Here is a 14,991-nt window from a genome sequence, read left to right as displayed (position 1 = left end):
GGCCCGACGAGCGGCCTCCCTCCGGCGCGGAGTGCGTCGGCGGAGGGGAGGTCACGGCGGCCCCGGTCCGGCGCCCTTGGGCGCCGGTGGCAAAGGGGCAAGCGCCCGGCGCCGGGGGGACGGTGGAGGCGAGGGCCCACGGCCCCGGCCCTCCGACGCCCCGGAGGGAGGCGGAGGTGCCACGGCCTTCCCTCCGACGCCCCGCAAGCTGGAGGCGGCGTCACCGCCGCCAGCCCCCCGGCGCCCGGAAGGCCGAGGCGGCGGAGAGGTCACGCGGCCGCAGTCAGCCGCTCTCTGGGCACGAAGCGGACCTGGGGGTGGCCGCGGTGCCAGCCGACGGCCAGGCGCAGGCCGCCGACCCGGGCCAGCACCAGTCCGACGGTGGCCGCGGCGAGCGCCGAGACCAGACCGCCGAGCGCGAAGCCGACCCGCGGCCCGTAGGCGTCGGTGACCCAGCCGACGAGGGGCGCGCCCAGCGGCGTACCGCCCATGAAGACCATCATGAACAGCGCCATGACCCGGCCGCGCATGGCGGGGTCGGTGGCCATCTGGACCGAGGTGTTCGCGGTGACGTTGACGGTCAGGCCGAAGACGCCGATCGGCACCATGAGCAGCGAGAACAGCCACAGGGACGGCGCGAGGGCCGCCACCACCTCCAGCAGCCCGAAGGCCAGGGCCGCGCCGATCAGGACGCGCAGCCGGGCCGTGCCGCGGCGGGCGGCGAGCAGCGCGCCGGCCAGCGAGCCGAGGGCCATCAGCGTGTTGAAGAGGCTGTACGCGCCGGCGCCCGCGTGGAAGACGTCGTCGGCGTAGGCGGAGAGCCAGACCGGGAAGTTGAAGCCGAAGGTGCCGATGAAGCCGACGAGGACGATGGGCCAGATCAGCTCGGGGCGGCTCGCCACGTAGTGCAGGCCCTCGCGGAGCTGGCCCTTGCCGCGCGGGGTGCGGCGGGCCTGGTGGAGGTCGCGGCCGCGCATCAGCAGCAGACTGGCGATCGGCGCCACGAAGGACAGGCCGTTGCAGAGGAACGCCCAGCCGGTGCCGACCCCGGTGATCATGAGGCCCGCGACGGCGGGGCCGACCAGCCGCGCGGACTGGAAGTTCGCGGAGTTCAGGCTGACCGCGTTCTGGAGCTGGCCGGGGCCGACCATCTCGGCGACGAAGGACTGGCGGGCGGGGTTGTCGACGACGGTCGCGAGGCCGACGGCGAAGGCCGCGACGTAGACGTGCCAGACCTGGACGTGTCCGGAGAGGGTCAGGAAGGCGAGGGCGAGGCCGGTGAGGCCCATGGCCGTCTGGGTGGCCAGCAGCGTCGGCCGCTTGGGCAGCCGGTCGACCAGGACACCGCCGTACAGCCCGAAGAGGAGCATCGGCAGGAACTGGAGCGCGGTGGTGATGCCGACCGCGGCGGAGGAACCGGTGAGGCTGAGCACGAGCCAGTCCTGGGCGATGCGCTGCATCCAGGTGCCGGTGTTGGAGACGACCTGGCCGGTGAAGAACAGGCGGTAGTTGCGGATCCTCAGCGAGCTGAACATCGACGACCTGGCGGTCGGGGGGTCGTGCGGGGTGTCGGGGGTGGCTGGTGCGGGGGCGGAGTCTGCTCCGGGTCCCGAACTCAACAGCGTTCGCCTCCTAAGCGGGTTCGTACGGTCTCGGTGTCGTCCGGCGGTGCGCCGCCGGTCACAGGTGCGCGAGCTTCTCCAGCACGGGGGCGGCGGCACGGAGCTTCGCGCGCTCGTCCTCGTCGAGGGCGGCGACCAGCCCGGCCAGCCACGCGTTCCGCCGGCGGCGGCTCTCCTCGAGCATGGCCTCGGCCTGCTCGGTCTGCGTGACGACCTTCTGGCGCCGGTCCTCGGGGTGGGGCTCCAGCCTGACCAGGCCCTTGGACTCCAGCAGCGCCACGATGCGGGTCATCGAGGGCGGCTGGACGTGCTCCTTGCGGGCCAGTTCGCCCGGGGTGGCCGAGCCGCAGCGGGCGAGGGTGCCGAGCACCGACATCTCGGTGGGGCTCAGCGACTCGTCGACCCGCTGGTGCTTGAGCCGGCGGGACAGGCGCATCACGGCGGAGCGCAGGGAGTTCACGGCGGCAGCGTCGTCGCCATGGGTGAGGTCAGGCATGTTCTTTAGCCTAACTCATTACCCTGACTAAAGACCACCCGGGTGCCCGTGAAACGGACCACTGAACCCATGAGTCACTCATTCGAGTGAGCCGGGCACGGAAAGACACCCGCGGCCGCCCGGAGTCCCGCGACCCTCGTCGGCATGGGGACCAGTGTGCTCAGCCTGCGCATGGACGGGGAGCTGCTCAACCGGCTCCGCCAGCACGCCGCCAGAAGAGGAATGAGCGTCCAGGACTATGTCGTCCGGACGCTCGTTCGCGATGACTTCGACGAGCGGTTCCAGACCGCGGTCGAGGAGACCGAGAAGTTCTACGGGGTCACGTGACCCCGTGGCCGTACGGGTACGGAGTCACGTGACCCCGTACCCGTACGGCGGGAGACGGATCAGGTCAGGCCCAGCGCCGGCATCAGGTAGTAGAAGCCGAAGACCGCCGCCACGACGTACATCGCCACCGGGATCTCCCGGGCCCGGCCGACCGCGAGGCGCAGCACCACGAAGGTGATGAAGCCCATGCCGATGCCGTTGGTGATCGAGTACGTGAACGGCATCATCAGCATCGTCACGAACGCCGGGATCGCGATCGTGTAGTCCGCCCAGTCGATGTCCTTGACCGAGTGGGACATGATCAGGAAGCCGACCGCGAGCAGCGCCGGGGTCGCCGCCTGGGAGGGGACCATCGTGGCGATCGGGGTGAGGAAGAGCGCCACGGCGAAGAGCGCGCCGGTGACGACGTTCGCGAAGCCGGTGCGCGCGCCCTCGCCGACGCCCGCCGTGGACTCCACGAAGCAGGTGGTGGCCGAGGAGGAGCTGGCGCCGCCGGCGGCGACCGCGATGCCGTCCACGAACAGGACCTTGTTGATGCCCGGCATGTTGCCCTGGGCGTCGGTCAGTTTGGCCTCGTCGCTGACGCCCATGATCGTGCCCATCGCGTCGAAGAAGCACGACAGCAGGACCGTGAAGACGAACAGCACGCCGGTCAGCACGCCGACCTTGCCGAAGCCGCCGAAGAGGCTGACCTCGCCGACCAGGCCGAAGTCCGGGGTGGCGACGGGGTTGCCGGGCCACTTCGGGGTGGTCAGGCCCCAGGACGGGACCTTGGCGACGGCCTCGACGACGACGGCGAAGACGGTCATGGCGACGATCGAGATGAGGATCGCGCCCGGCACCTTGCGCACGATCAGCGCGAGGGTGAGCAGCGCGCCGAGGACGAAGACCAGGACGGGCCAGCCGTTGAGGTGGCCGTCGGCGCCGAGCTGGAGCGGCACGGTGGTCTGCGCGACGTCGGGGATGCGCGAGACGAAGCCGGAGTCCACCAGGCCGATCAGCATGATGAACAGGCCGATGCCGATCGAGATGCCCTTGCGCAGGCCGAGCGGCACCGCGCTCATCACGCGCTCCCGCAGACCGGTGGCCACCAGCAGCATCACGATGAAGCCGGCCAGGACCACCATGCCCATGGCGTCCGGCCACGACATGCGGGGCGCGAGCTGGAGGGCGACGACCGTGTTGACCCCGAGTCCGGCGGCGAGCGCGATCGGCACGTTGCCGATGACGCCCATGAGCAGCGTGGTGAAGGCCGCGGTCAGGGCGGTCGCGGTGACCAGCTGGCCGTTGTCGAGCTGGTGCCCGTACATGTCCTTCGCGCTGCCCAGGATGATCGGGTTCAGCACGATGATGTAGGCCATCGCGAAGAAGGTGGCGAGTCCGCCGCGGACCTCGCGTCCCGTCGTCGAGCCCCGTTCGGAGATCTTGAAGTAGCGGTCGAGGGCGCCGTTCGCGGGCCGCGGGGACGGCTGCTTTTCCGGAGCGGGGGCCGAGGTGGCCGAGGTGGACATGCGGAACCTCATACGTGCGGGGCCCGGAGGGGCCAGGACGGGCGCCGGGCGGTGAGCGGGCCCCGCTCGGGCGGGGCCGAGCCTGGAGAGGTGCGCGGCGGAACATGATCGAGTCTGGCCGTCAGATGATCACCGGGAGGTTTCATCGACGTTTCTGTTGGAGTTTCGTACGAACAGAAAGAGCCAGCATCAAGCCGTTTCAGTATGAACATATGAGGCCCAAATCGCTATCTCCGCGCGTAGACCCTTGGTATACGGGGGAAGCGGTCCCTCCGCCACCGCCCGCGGACCGCGCCGGACGAGCCCGCCCGCCGTGCTCGTAAGCTGTGCCCATGGCGAAGTGGACCCCCAAGCACGAGGCGCCGGAGCCCCTGGAGGGCCCCGTCGTCGCCACCATCACGGGCGGCACGATCCTCTGGTTCGTCCTCTTCCTGGTGCAGCTCCCCTTCTACGGCTGGTTCGACGACCACGGGCACACCTGGTGGGTGTGGACCTGCCTGGCCGGCGCCGGCCTCGGACTCATCGGCATCTGGTACGTCCGCAAGCGCGACGCGGCGATCAAGCGGGAGGACGCCGCCCGCGGCGCCGCCCCCGCGGAGTGACCGCCGCCCCCGCGGAGTGACCGGGGACCCCCTACACCCAGGGCATCACTTGGCGCCGTCCCCGTCCTCCCCTGGTCGGATCTTTGGCGCACTCGGCGGGTGAAGCCGTATGTCCGCACGTACCGTCGAATCCATGACGCACATCGACGCGGGCGCCGAACTCGATCCTGTGCATCCCGTGCCCCTGCCCGGACGGGCCCGCGGGCTCACCGCCGCCGAGGTGGCCCAGCGGGTCGCGCGCGGCCAGGTCAACGACGTCCCCGTCCGCAGCAGCCGCTCCCTGCGGGAGATCGTCCGGGCCAACGTCTTCACCCGGTTCAACGCGATCATCGGCGTGCTCTGGCTCGTCATGCTGTTCGTGGCACCGTTCCAGGACAGCCTCTTCGGCTACGTGATCCTCGCCAACACCGGGATCGGCATCGTCCAGGAGTGGCGGGCGAAGAAGACCCTGGACTCCCTCGCCGTGATCGGCGAGGCGAGACCGACGGTCCGCCGCGACGGCGTGGCCACCCCGCTCGGCACCTCGCGGATCGTGCTGGGCGACGTCATCGAGATCGGCCCCGGCGACAAGATCGTCGTGGACGGCACCTGCGCCGAGGCCGAGGGCCTGGAGATCGACGAGTCGCTGCTCACCGGCGAGGCCGACCCCGTGGTCAAGCACCCGGGCGACGAGGTGATGTCCGGCAGCTTCGTGGTCGCCGGCGGCGGCGCGTTCACCGCGACCAAGGTCGGCCGGGAGGCCTACGCGGCCCAGCTCGCCGAGGAGGCGTCCCGCTTCACGCTCGTCCACTCCGAGCTGCGCTCCGGCATCTCCACCATCCTCAAGTACGTCACCTGGATGATGGTCCCGACGGCGCTCGGGCTCGTCGTCAGCCAGCTCGTGGTCAAGCAGAACGACTTCAAGGACTCCGTCGCGCGCACGGTCGGCGGCATCGTGCCGATGGTCCCGGAGGGACTCGTCCTGCTCACCTCCGTCGCCTTCGCGATCGGCGTCATCCGGCTCGGCCGCAAGCAGTGCCTCGTGCAGGAACTCCCCGCCATCGAGGGCCTCGCGCGCGTCGACACGGTCTGCCTGGACAAGACGGGCACCCTCACCGAGGGCGGCATGGACGTCACCGAGCTGCGCCCCCTGGACGGCAGCGACGAGACCCACGTACGCAAGGTGCTCGGCGCGCTCGGCGAGTCCGACCCGCGTCCCAACGCCTCCCTCCGGGCGATCGCGGCCGCCTATCCGGACAGCGACGACTGGCGCTGCACCGAGTCGCTGCCGTTCTCCTCCGCCCGCAAGTACAGCGGGGCCGCCTTCAGCGAGGGCGACGGCGAGAGCAGCACCTGGCTGCTCGGCGCCCCCGACGTGCTGCTCTCCCCCGGCGACCCGGCGCTCGGCGAGACCGACCGGCTGAACGAGCAGGGGCTGCGGGTGCTGCTCCTCGTACGCGCCTCCCGGGACCTGGAGGACCCCCGGGTCACCGAGGGCGTACGGCCCACCGCCCTGGTCGTCCTGGAGCAGCGGCTGCGCCCGGACGCGGCGGACACCCTGCGGTACTTCGAGCGGCAGGACGTGCGCGCCAAGGTGATCTCGGGCGACAACGCGGTGGCGGTCGGCGCGGTGGCCGCCAAGCTGGGGCTCGACGGCGAGACCGTGGACGCGCGCCGGCTCCCCGAGGGCCGGGACGCGATGGCGAAGGCGCTGGACGAGGCGACGGTGTTCGGGCGGGTCACCCCGCGGCAGAAGCGCGAGATGGTGGGCGCGCTGCAGTCACGCGGCCACACGGTGGCGATGACCGGGGACGGCGTGAACGACGTGCTGGCCCTCAAGGACGCCGACATCGGGGTGAGCATGGGCTCGGGGTCGGAGGCGACCCGGGCGGTGGCGCAGATCGTGCTGCTGAACAACAGCTTCGCGACGCTGCCCTCGGTGGTCGCGGAGGGCCGCCGGGTCATCGGCAACATCACCCGCGTCGCCACCCTGTTCCTGGTGAAGACGGTCTACTCGGTGCTGCTGGCGGTGCTGGTGGTGTGCTGGCAGGTGGAGTACCCGTTCCTGCCGCGCCATCTGACCCTGCTCTCCACGCTGACGATCGGCGTCCCGGCGTTCTTCCTCGCCCTCGCCCCGAACACGGAGCGGGCCAGACCCCACTTCGTCCGGCGCGTGATGCGCTACTCGGTCCCGGGCGGGGTGCTGGCCGGCGTGGCCACCTTCGTCACATACCTGATGGCCCGGCACTACTACCGCGGGGAGGGGGCGCTGGACGCCGAGACGAGCGTGGCGACCCTGACGCTCTTCCTGATCTCGATGTGGGTGCTCGTGATCATCGCCCGGCCGTACACCTGGTGGCGGGTCTGTCTGGTGGCGGCGATGGCGGGGGCGTTCGTGCTGGTGCTGATCGTGCCCGCGCTCCAGCACTTCTTCGCGCTGAAGCTGGTGGGCTCGGTGATGCCGTGGTTCGCCGTGGGGGTCGCGGCGGTGGCGGCGGTCGTCCTGGAACTCCTGTGGAAGTGGGTCGACCGCCGCTTCCCCGCGTGATCCCCTACGGGAGCCGGGAATTACTGCACGTCGACGAAGTCACCGGTGGCCTTGACGGCCGGGGTGGTCGAGGTGCCCGCGAAGCTGTAGCGGAAGTAGCCGTCGGTGGCGGCGGTGACGGTCGTCTTCAGGCTGCCCGTGGAGGACGAGGTCACCGACTTGACGGTGCTGTAGGTGTCCGTGCCCTTCTTGCGGAACTGCAGCTGCACGGACTGGCTGGTGTAGCCCTTGTACGTGTGCGTCTCCCAGTTGGCGCGGGTCAGGGCACCGGTGACCGTGATGGTCCGGCCCTTCTTGACCGGCTCCGGGGAGGCGTTGACGGTGAGCTTGGAGTAGCGCTGGAGCTTCGTCGTGGTCAGGGCGTCCTGGTCCACGTAGCCGACCTTGCTCCAGTCGGCGCTCTCGTCGTCCGGGTTCACGCCGTTGAAGGCGACGGCGTAGCCGATGGCCTTCCAGGTGGTGGCGTCGGAATTGGTCAGCTCGACGTCCGGGTAGATGTCGATGGTGCCCTTGCAGGTGGCGACGGTGGCGGAGGTCGCGGTGCAGATCGGCCAGTCGTCGCCGATCAGGACGTTGGCCGGGTCGTCGTAGGAGCCGCGGTAGATCTCGACGTCCATCAGGAAGTCGTCGGCGGTGATGTCGACGTCGGCGCCGTGCGTGACGGTGTAGGTGACCGGGGCGGTGACCTGCTTGCTGGTGCCGGCGACGATCGGCTTGCCGCCGTTGACCTTCACGGCGGAGAACGAGAGGTCGAGGAGGTACGGCTCGCCGTCCTCGCCCGTCGACCCGGTGAAGGCGGTCCGGCCGGACTCGGCCTGGCGCGCGACCTGCGTGGCCTTCAGCAGGTCGTCGTGGTCGAACGAGGGTCCGCTCGCCTGCGCGGCGGGCACGGCGAGGGCGGAGAGGGCCAGGGCGCCGGAGACGGCGGCCACGGTGGCTCGTATGCGCATGCGTTCCCCATGTGGAGAAAGGGACCCCGCGGTTGTCGTCATCACGCGGGGTCCACGTCGGTGAGAGTCTGTTGACTCGGGTGATCAGATTCGCGGGGGCGGCGAATGGTTGTACGCCACGTGAAGTTTTTGTGCACGCATGACCAAGATCACAGAAGGTGGGCCGCGCACCGCCGGCACGCGACCCCGCTCCCCCTCAGTCGAACCAGCGGTCCCGCGCCAACTCGTCGGTGCGGGACGGGTCTTCGAGCAGCGCGGCCACCTCGAAGCGGCGCGGCCACTGGCGGGCCGCCCAGGCGAGTCCGGCGGCGACACCCTCCAGGGTGGACGCGTGCAGCACCCCGTCCCGGGTGCGGCGCCAGTCCAGCTCGGTGCCGTCGACCACCAGCTCCTCGTGCTCGACGTACGTCGCCGGGACCGAAGGACCCAGCAGCACCCGTACCGGCTCCGGCACGTCGTGCTCGACGCCCTCCGACGTCACCTCGCCGGTCACCGACTCGCTCAACCGCCGTACCTGGAAAAGCTCGGCGAGCTCGGCGGCCCGCGAGGGCCGCACCGGAAGCAGCGGCATGCCGGAAGTGAACGGCAGCAGATCGGGCGAGTCGACGACCACGGCGTCCGCCGCGTCCACGACCGTCACCCGCCCGTCGACCACGGCCCGCAGCTCCTCCGGAAGCGTCACCTTCTCCGGTTCCAGCTCGGCCAGCGCGCCGTACAGGGCGTGCAGCTGGGCCGCCGACACCTCGCGTCCGGGATCGGCCAGCCGGTCGAGCAGCTCGGCCGCGCCGCCGGGCTCGTCCAGCAGGGCGGCCACCGACGTCCGTACGCCCAGGGCCCGCAGGACCTGCTCGTCCCCGAACCCGCTCGCGTCCGCCTCGTCGTACAGCCCGTGCAGCAGCGGGTCGCCGCCCGCCGCCCGCAGTCCCGCGGGGCGCCGCCCGTCGAGCACCGGGTGCCCGCGCAGCCACCAGGCGGTGTACGGCCGGACGATCTCGTGGGTGCCGTCCGGCAGCAGGACGCGCACCGGCTGGGTGAGCGCGTCCCGCAACGGCGGCCGGGACAGCAGCGTCAGCGCCTGCGGCCAGCGCTCGTCGTCCACCAGGTCGAGGTCCCGTACGGCGACGATCTCCGTGGCGACGGGCGGCACGGGCGTGTCCGGCAAGCCGTCGAGGACGTCCTCGCACCACACGTCCACGGCGTCCAGCAGACCGGCGTCGTCCGGCTCCGCGAAGTCGCCCTCGCGCGGGTCCAGTTCGTCCGGGTCCAGGACCACGTCGGTGGCGCGCACCAGGGCGAAATCGGCGAGGACACCGCACGCGGCCAGCGGCTGCTCACCCCAGCGCTCGGCGAACCCGGCGTCCACGTGGGCGAGTTCCCCCTCACGCATGACCTGCGCGAACGGGCTGCCGGGCAGCACCAGTTCACCGGCGGGGGCGAGTTCGCCGTCCTCGTCGGTGAGGGCGAGAGCGCCCAGCCACGGCTCCTCGCCGGGATCGAGGGCGGCGTCGCGCACCAGCGCGAGCACCGTCTCGGCGAGCTCCTCGGCGTCCGGGCCCTCCTGGTCCCAGCCTCCCTCGTCGTCCAGCGAGGCGGCCACGGCGGCCCGCACCTGCGGGGTGGTGAGGACGGCGCGGGGCGTGGCGGGCAGGGCGCCGAGCTTCTCCAGCAGCGGGTGCGCGGCCTCGGGGTGGGCGACCTTCAGCCCGAGCCGGGCCAGCGCCTCCGGCGCCGCCTGCGGACCGTCGCCGGAGGGCAGGAGCACCTGGCGGGGCCCGATGGTCGTCCGGCCGTCCGCGAGCGGCACGGGAAGTCCCGAGAGGCGGTCCGGGTCGACGCCCGCCAGGCTGTCGTAGAGCCGCCGCCACCAGCCCGGCTCCTTCTCCAGACCGGCCAGCCGGTCCACCGCCTCGGTGAGCGGCACCCGGGCCACGCCCAGCGTGCGCAGCTCCACCCGCCGTTCGAGTCCGGCCGGCAGCAGGCTGGGCAGCACCTCCGCGAGCACGCGGACGGTGTCGGCGCCCGCGCCCTCCACGACCTCGGCGTCCCGGGGGCGCAGCGCGACGGCCGGCGCGGCGATCTCCTCGGCGCCGGCCCAGTCGACGGGAACGTCGGCGACCTCCGCCTCGGCCGCGGGCGGCAGGAAGGGGGTACGCGGCAGCCGGTCGAGGATCGCCTGACGCAGGGCCCCGTCCAGCTCGCCCTTGCCGAGCGGACCCGGCACCAGGTCGATGATGCCGGCGCCCACCGGGCGCCAGGCGGCGAGGAGTTCGGCGTAGGCGTCCGCCGCCCGCTCCACCAGGAACCCGGTCAGCGGACCGGGCGCGGCGTGCCGCCGGGTGGTGTCGAGCGGCAGGGAGGCGATGAGCAGCGCGGGCACCCCGAGGGGCTCGTCGCTGGGCGTGGGCGCGTGCACGACGGGACTGGTCCGGGGGCGGGCCGGGCCGCCGTCGGAGCCGACCGGAACGGCCCAGGTCACCGACCAGAACGGGCGCAGCCGCTCCTCGACGGGGCGGTCCGCGAGGAGCGCGGGGTCCAGGTCGCCGTGGCGGGAGACGGTACGCCAGCGGGTGGTGCCGTCGCGGGAGTCCTCGACGGTGACGCCGTCGTCGTCGGGGTGGCGCCGCAGCGTGCGGACGTCCCCGTCGCCGGTCTCGACGACGACCTCCGCCAGGCCCGGCAGGGCCAGCAGCAGCGCGTCGTCGACGTCCCGCAGGAGCCGCTCGGCGAGGTCCGCGGCGGCGGCGTCCCGCAGCGGCAGCACGACGACGGTGTCGTAGGGGTCGGGGGCCGAGCCCTCGGCGGCGAACGGGAGCCGCAGGAGCGGCACATGGCCGTCCCGGCGGCGGATCTCGTCGCCGAGCCCGGGGCTGTGCCGGGCGGTCTCGTCCGCCAGCTCGCGGGCCTCGGCGAGGGACCAGCGGACCCCGCCGTGGCGGCCGAGGACGGCGGGCTCGTCGGTCACCGTGAGCACGGCCGCGAAGCCGACGCCGAATCGCCCGACGGCCGTGTCGTGGGCGTCCCGCTTGGCGGAGGCGCGCAGCGTGGAGAGCGATTCGACGCCGGTCGCGTCGAGCGGGGCGCCGGTGTTCGCGGCGGCGAGCACGCCGTCCCGCAGGGTGAGCCGCAGGCGGCCCGGCACTCCGGCCCTGGCCGCGGCGTCGGCGGCGTTCTGCGCGAGTTCGACGACGAGTCTGTCGCGGTAGCCGCCGAGGGCCAGGTCCTCCTCGGCGTTGGCGTCCTCCCGGAACCGGGCCGGGCTGGTCGCCCAGGCATCCAGCACTCCGCGCCGCAGGCGCGCCGTCCCGAACGGGTCCGCGCCCTCGGCAGCCGGCCGCACGAACTTGCTCACGGTTCACTCTCCCTCTCGTGTGGCGCGGCCGCGAGCGCTAGGGCCTGTCTGACCATTCCCGTCTGCCCTCCGGGCGACGACGGGCATGGTCAGACAGGCCCTAGGCCGGCCACGGCACGAAGGTACCGTGACCGCGGCTTTCCCCGGCCCGCCGCCCCAGGCCCCCTGCCCGGCCCCACGCCCCCCATGCGACGCCCCGCCCCCACCACACACGGCACCCACATTCCCCCCGCAACCAACACCCCGAGCCGCCCCCCCAGCCACTGAGCGCCCCCGACACCGAAAGCCCACCGCGACCGGCCTCACGCCGCCAGAACCTCGGCGGGGAGCGCCGCCGCGCGGCGCCAAGGGGACACGATCACCCGCAGCCGGGCAACCGAGCCAGGACCACCAGGGAGCTGGACGTCCCCGCACACAAGCCCGCAGCCGGAACGAAGGCACGGCCACAGCCGGTCGGGCGCCGCCGGCTTACCCGTAACCGGGGCGAAGACGACCCGCAGCCGCGATCCGGCGGAAGGGGCCGTGCCGGTACATCAAATGGCCGTCGGGTACGGGAGGTAAGCAACCGAGGCTGGTGACGAGGGCCGACGACAACTACCGACGGCCGGATGTACCGGCACGGCCCCGACCCACCACCGGCGGAAAGCGCCCGACGCCCACCGAAGCGCACCACAGTTCCCCGCAAGGCACCGCCGCACCCGAAAGGCACCGCACGCCCCCGCAGCACCCCGCAAGGCGTCTAGGGCACCGCAAGGCACCACAGCGCACCGCACCGCCAGAAACCTACGAGTGCCCCAGCTCCGCCGAGGTCTCGTCCTCCGTTACCGGGACGGACCCGGAGTCCGGGGCGGGCCGCAGCGGGAAGGGGTCCACCCTCGTCTCGTCGATCACCGGCGGAGCCGGCCGCGGCGGCTTCGGCATGACCGCCGCCTCCGAGTGCCCCCCGCACCCGTACGCCAGCGACACGACCCGCCCGTCCGCCGGCGAGAACTCATTGGCACACACCCCGAACGCCTGACCGAGCGAGCCCCCGACCCGGTTCAGGAAGCCACAGCTGACGCACGCCGCCGGTGCCGCCTGCGCCATCGCGGTCTTGGGCCCGTAGGCCTCCTCCCAGCGGTCCGCCGCGGTGTGCAGCCCGTAGCGCGACAGCACCCGCGCCCGCCGCAGCCCCAGCTCCTCCGCCACGGAGGCGATGGAACCGCGGGTGGGAGCCACCGGCAGGCTCGCGGGCCCCCCGCCGGTCACCTCCGCGTCCTCCGCCTCGACCAGCTCGGCCATCTCGTCCGACACGGCCGAGTTCGGCAGCGGCTCGTCCTCGCCGGAGAACCCGGGCTCAAGACGCAGATCGTCGGCCTCGGTCGGCAGGAGGTCCCCGGGGCCCATGTCCCCGGGCCGCAGGCGCTCGCTCCACGGCACCCACTCGGGCGCGAGCAGCGCGTCCGCCCCGGGCAGCAGCACCGTCTCGTCGAGGGTCACGACCTTGGCGCGGGAGGCCCGGGCGACGGTGACGGCCCAGCGCCAGCCCCGGTAGCCGAAGTCCTTGCACTCGAAGAAGTGCGTGACAACGCGGTCCCCTTCGGAGACCAGCCCCACGTGCTCACCGACGACGCCGGGTGCGGCGGCCTCCTCGGCGGCGGCACGGGCGAGACTCACGGCCTCGGCGCACAGACGGTCGGGGGTGCGGCTTCGCGTTGTCGCGCTCACAGGTATCGCTTCTCTCCTACGCCGTCTCACGGGTGCGCCGGTACCCGGCGAGGGAGCGGACGGAGCGGACCGAAGGGCCGCGTCGACGTCCGCGCCCGATCACGCTCGGGCGCACCTACGCCATCCATTCTGCGGGATGGCCGAGAGGCGCGCGGCCGAGAACAACCGCCGCAGGCGCGCTACGCACGCTACCTTCTCCTGGGCTCTGGGCCCACACCGGCGTGCGGCCGGGTTGGCCGCGGGCCGCCCCCGGCGCGCGTCCGGGCCCCGCTCCCCCGCCCTCCCGCACCGCACATCCCCGGCATTTCACCCCCGCACGGAGCCACCCGCACACCGCCGTACAGGCCCATACGCGCGGTAACCGCACTACCTTCGCCGTTCTCGGGGCACTATGACGGGGTGGCAGCCGCGAGGTCGCCCCAGGGCACCACCGGTACCGGTGGTTCCAGGGGCAGCATCCGAAGTGGCGGATCGGGCCGGATGAGCGGTTCCGTCCGCGCGGTCGGCCGTGCCCTGCACTTCCCGGTGACCGGTACGGCACGGGGGATCCGCAAGGCGACCCACGCGCACGGCGCGGGCGAGTCGGGCCTCGGCAAGCTGATCGAACTGCACGCGGTGAACGGCGCCGGCGACGTCATGATCACCGTCGCGCTGGCCTCGACGGTGTTCTTCTCGGTCCCCACGGACGAGGCCCGCGGCCGCGTCGCCCTCTACCTCGCCATCACGATGGCGCCCTTCACGCTCCTCGCGCCGGTGATCGGCCCGCTCCTGGACCGGCTGCCGCACGGGCGCCGGGCGGCGATGGCGGGCGCGATGCTGGCCCGGGCGCTGCTGGCGCTGCTGCTGTCCGGCGCGGTGGTGACGGGCGGTATCGAGCTGTACCCGGCGGCGCTCGGGGTGCTGGTCTCCTCGAAGGCGTACGGCGTGGTGCGCAGCGCCGTGGTGCCACGGCTCCTGCCACCCGGCTTCTCGCTGGTGAAGGCGAACTCCCGGGTCACCCTGGGCGGGCTCCTCGCCACCGGTGTCGCCGCGCCGATCGGGGCGGGCCTTCAGGCGGTGGGGGCGCGATGGCCGCTCTACGGAGCCTTCGTGATCTTCATGGCGGGGATGTTCCTGTCGTTCTCGCTGCCGCCCAAGGTGGACTCGGCGAGAGGCGAGGACAAGGCGCTGCTGGCGGCGGACGAGCAGCACCTGCACGGACCGCACCTGCGCAAGGGCGCCCGGCGCCCGGGGCTGCGCACGGTCGGTACGGCCGTCACGCACGCGCTCGCCGCCAACGCGTCCCTGCGCTGCCTGTCCGGGTTCCTGATCTTCTTCCTGGCGTTCCTGCTGCGCGAGCATCCGCTGACCGGCGAGAGCGCGGCCGTCTCGCTGGGCATCGTGGGCGTGTCGGCGGGCGCCGGCAACGCGCTGGGCACGGCCGTCGGGGCCTGGCTGAAATCACGCGCCCCCGAGATCATCATCGTGACGGTCGTCGCGTTCGTGCTGGCGGCGGCGATCACCGCGGCGGTGTTCTTCGGGGCGGTCCTGGTGGCCTGTCTGGCCGCGGTGGCCGGGTTCGCGCAGGCACTCGCGAAGCTGTCCCTGGACGCGCTGATCCAGCGGGACGTCCCGGAACTGGTCCGCACGTCGGCGTTCGCGCGCTCCGAGACGCTGCTCCAGGTGGCGTGGGTGATCGGCGGGGCGATCGGGATCATGCTGCCGCTGAACGGCACCCTCGGCCTCAGCGTGGCGGCCGCGATCGTGGCCGTCGGCTGGCTCACCACGGTGCGGGGCCTGCTCCGCACGGCCCGGCACCCGGGCCCCCGCCAGGGCCTCTCCTGACCCCACGCCGCCACACTCACGCGCCTCCGCACAGGACGGCCCGGCCCACCCCACCCACGCCCCACCCCACCCACGC

10 protein-coding genes are annotated in these 14,991 nt (G+C 72.9%); 4 read left to right on the top strand and 6 right to left on the bottom strand.

Annotated elements, in window-relative coordinates; translation table 11 throughout:
- Positions 1 to 269: 269 nt before the first annotated feature.
- Positions 270 to 1,619 (bottom strand): MFS transporter, encoded by a 1,350-nt coding sequence (locus ACWGIS_RS00105; RefSeq protein ID WP_453360125.1) that lies wholly within the window; start codon positions 1,617 to 1,619, stop codon positions 270 to 272.
- 61 nt (positions 1,620 to 1,680) lie between these two features.
- Positions 1,681 to 2,118 carry a MarR family winged helix-turn-helix transcriptional regulator gene (locus ACWGIS_RS00100; protein ID WP_453360124.1) on the bottom strand — a complete coding sequence of 146 codons (438 nt, stop codon included), beginning with the start codon at positions 2,116 to 2,118 and terminating at the stop codon, positions 1,681 to 1,683.
- A gap of 144 nt (positions 2,119 to 2,262) precedes the next feature.
- Between ACWGIS_RS00100 and ACWGIS_RS00095 the strand changes: the two genes are divergently transcribed.
- Positions 2,263 to 2,445, top strand: coding sequence for a ribbon-helix-helix protein, CopG family (locus ACWGIS_RS00095; RefSeq protein WP_453360123.1), 183 nt, complete (start codon positions 2,263 to 2,265; stop codon positions 2,443 to 2,445).
- A 59-nt stretch (positions 2,446 to 2,504) separates the two neighbouring features.
- Here ACWGIS_RS00095 and ACWGIS_RS00090 read toward each other — a convergent pair whose 3' ends face one another.
- Positions 2,505 to 3,956 carry an NCS2 family permease gene (locus tag ACWGIS_RS00090; RefSeq protein WP_453360122.1) on the bottom strand — a complete coding sequence of 484 codons (1,452 nt, stop codon included), beginning with the start codon at positions 3,954 to 3,956 and terminating at the stop codon, positions 2,505 to 2,507.
- A gap of 332 nt (positions 3,957 to 4,288) precedes the next feature.
- Here ACWGIS_RS00090 and ACWGIS_RS00085 point away from each other — a divergent pair, with 332 nt between their 5' ends.
- Together ACWGIS_RS00085 and ACWGIS_RS00080 are read left to right on the top strand one after the other, a co-directional pair.
- Positions 4,289 to 4,558: a DUF2530 domain-containing protein gene (locus ACWGIS_RS00085; RefSeq protein WP_453360121.1), complete on the top strand. Its 270-nt coding sequence runs from the start codon at positions 4,289 to 4,291 to the stop codon at positions 4,556 to 4,558.
- 133 nt (positions 4,559 to 4,691) lie between these two features.
- A complete protein-coding gene (locus ACWGIS_RS00080) occupies positions 4,692 to 7,085 on the top strand; it encodes an HAD-IC family P-type ATPase (RefSeq protein WP_453360120.1) in 2,394 nt (797 codons plus the stop codon).
- Between the two features lie 20 nt (positions 7,086 to 7,105).
- Here the strand turns inward: ACWGIS_RS00080 and ACWGIS_RS00075 are convergent, their stop codons facing one another.
- From ACWGIS_RS00075 to ACWGIS_RS00065, 3 genes are all read right to left on the bottom strand, one after another.
- Positions 7,106 to 8,035, bottom strand: a complete 930-nt coding sequence (locus ACWGIS_RS00075; protein WP_453360119.1) for a hypothetical protein — start codon at positions 8,033 to 8,035, stop codon at positions 7,106 to 7,108.
- 196 nt (positions 8,036 to 8,231) lie between these two features.
- On the bottom strand, positions 8,232 to 11,384 hold the full coding sequence (locus ACWGIS_RS00070; RefSeq protein WP_453360118.1) for a sacsin N-terminal ATP-binding-like domain-containing protein: 3,153 nt from the start codon (positions 11,382 to 11,384) through the stop codon (positions 8,232 to 8,234).
- A 783-nt stretch (positions 11,385 to 12,167) separates the two neighbouring features.
- Positions 12,168 to 13,091 carry a DUF3027 domain-containing protein gene (locus ACWGIS_RS00065; RefSeq protein ID WP_453360117.1) on the bottom strand — a complete coding sequence of 308 codons (924 nt, stop codon included), beginning with the start codon at positions 13,089 to 13,091 and terminating at the stop codon, positions 12,168 to 12,170.
- Positions 13,092 to 13,490: 399 nt separating this feature from the next.
- Here ACWGIS_RS00065 and ACWGIS_RS00060 point away from each other — a divergent pair, with 399 nt between their 5' ends.
- Entirely contained in the window at positions 13,491 to 14,915 is a 1,425-nt protein-coding gene (locus ACWGIS_RS00060; protein ID WP_453360116.1) for an MFS transporter, read from the top strand.
- Positions 14,916 to 14,991 lie beyond the last annotated feature (76 nt).

It is taken from the genome of Streptomyces sp. NPDC054842, assembly GCF_053611025.1.
Note: the sequence above shows the minus strand (reverse complement) of the source record. Positions and strands in the feature narration are given on the sequence as shown.

What these genes read in the sequence shown, in the direction of transcription:
- ACWGIS_RS00100 (WP_453360124.1), bottom strand. Translation starts at nt 2,118, where the DNA reads ATGCCTGACCTCACCCATGGCGACGACGCTGCCGCCGTGAACTCCCTG.
- ACWGIS_RS00095 (WP_453360123.1), top strand. Translation starts at nt 2,263, where the DNA reads ATGGGGACCAGTGTGCTCAGCCTGCGCATGGACGGGGAGCTGCTCAAC.
- ACWGIS_RS00090 (WP_453360122.1), bottom strand. Translation starts at nt 3,956, where the DNA reads ATGTCCACCTCGGCCACCTCGGCCCCCGCTCCGGAAAAGCAGCCGTCC.
- ACWGIS_RS00085 (WP_453360121.1), top strand. Translation starts at nt 4,289, where the DNA reads ATGGCGAAGTGGACCCCCAAGCACGAGGCGCCGGAGCCCCTGGAGGGC.
- ACWGIS_RS00080 (WP_453360120.1), top strand. Translation starts at nt 4,692, where the DNA reads ATGACGCACATCGACGCGGGCGCCGAACTCGATCCTGTGCATCCCGTG.
- ACWGIS_RS00075 (WP_453360119.1), bottom strand. Translation starts at nt 8,035, where the DNA reads ATGCGCATACGAGCCACCGTGGCCGCCGTCTCCGGCGCCCTGGCCCTC.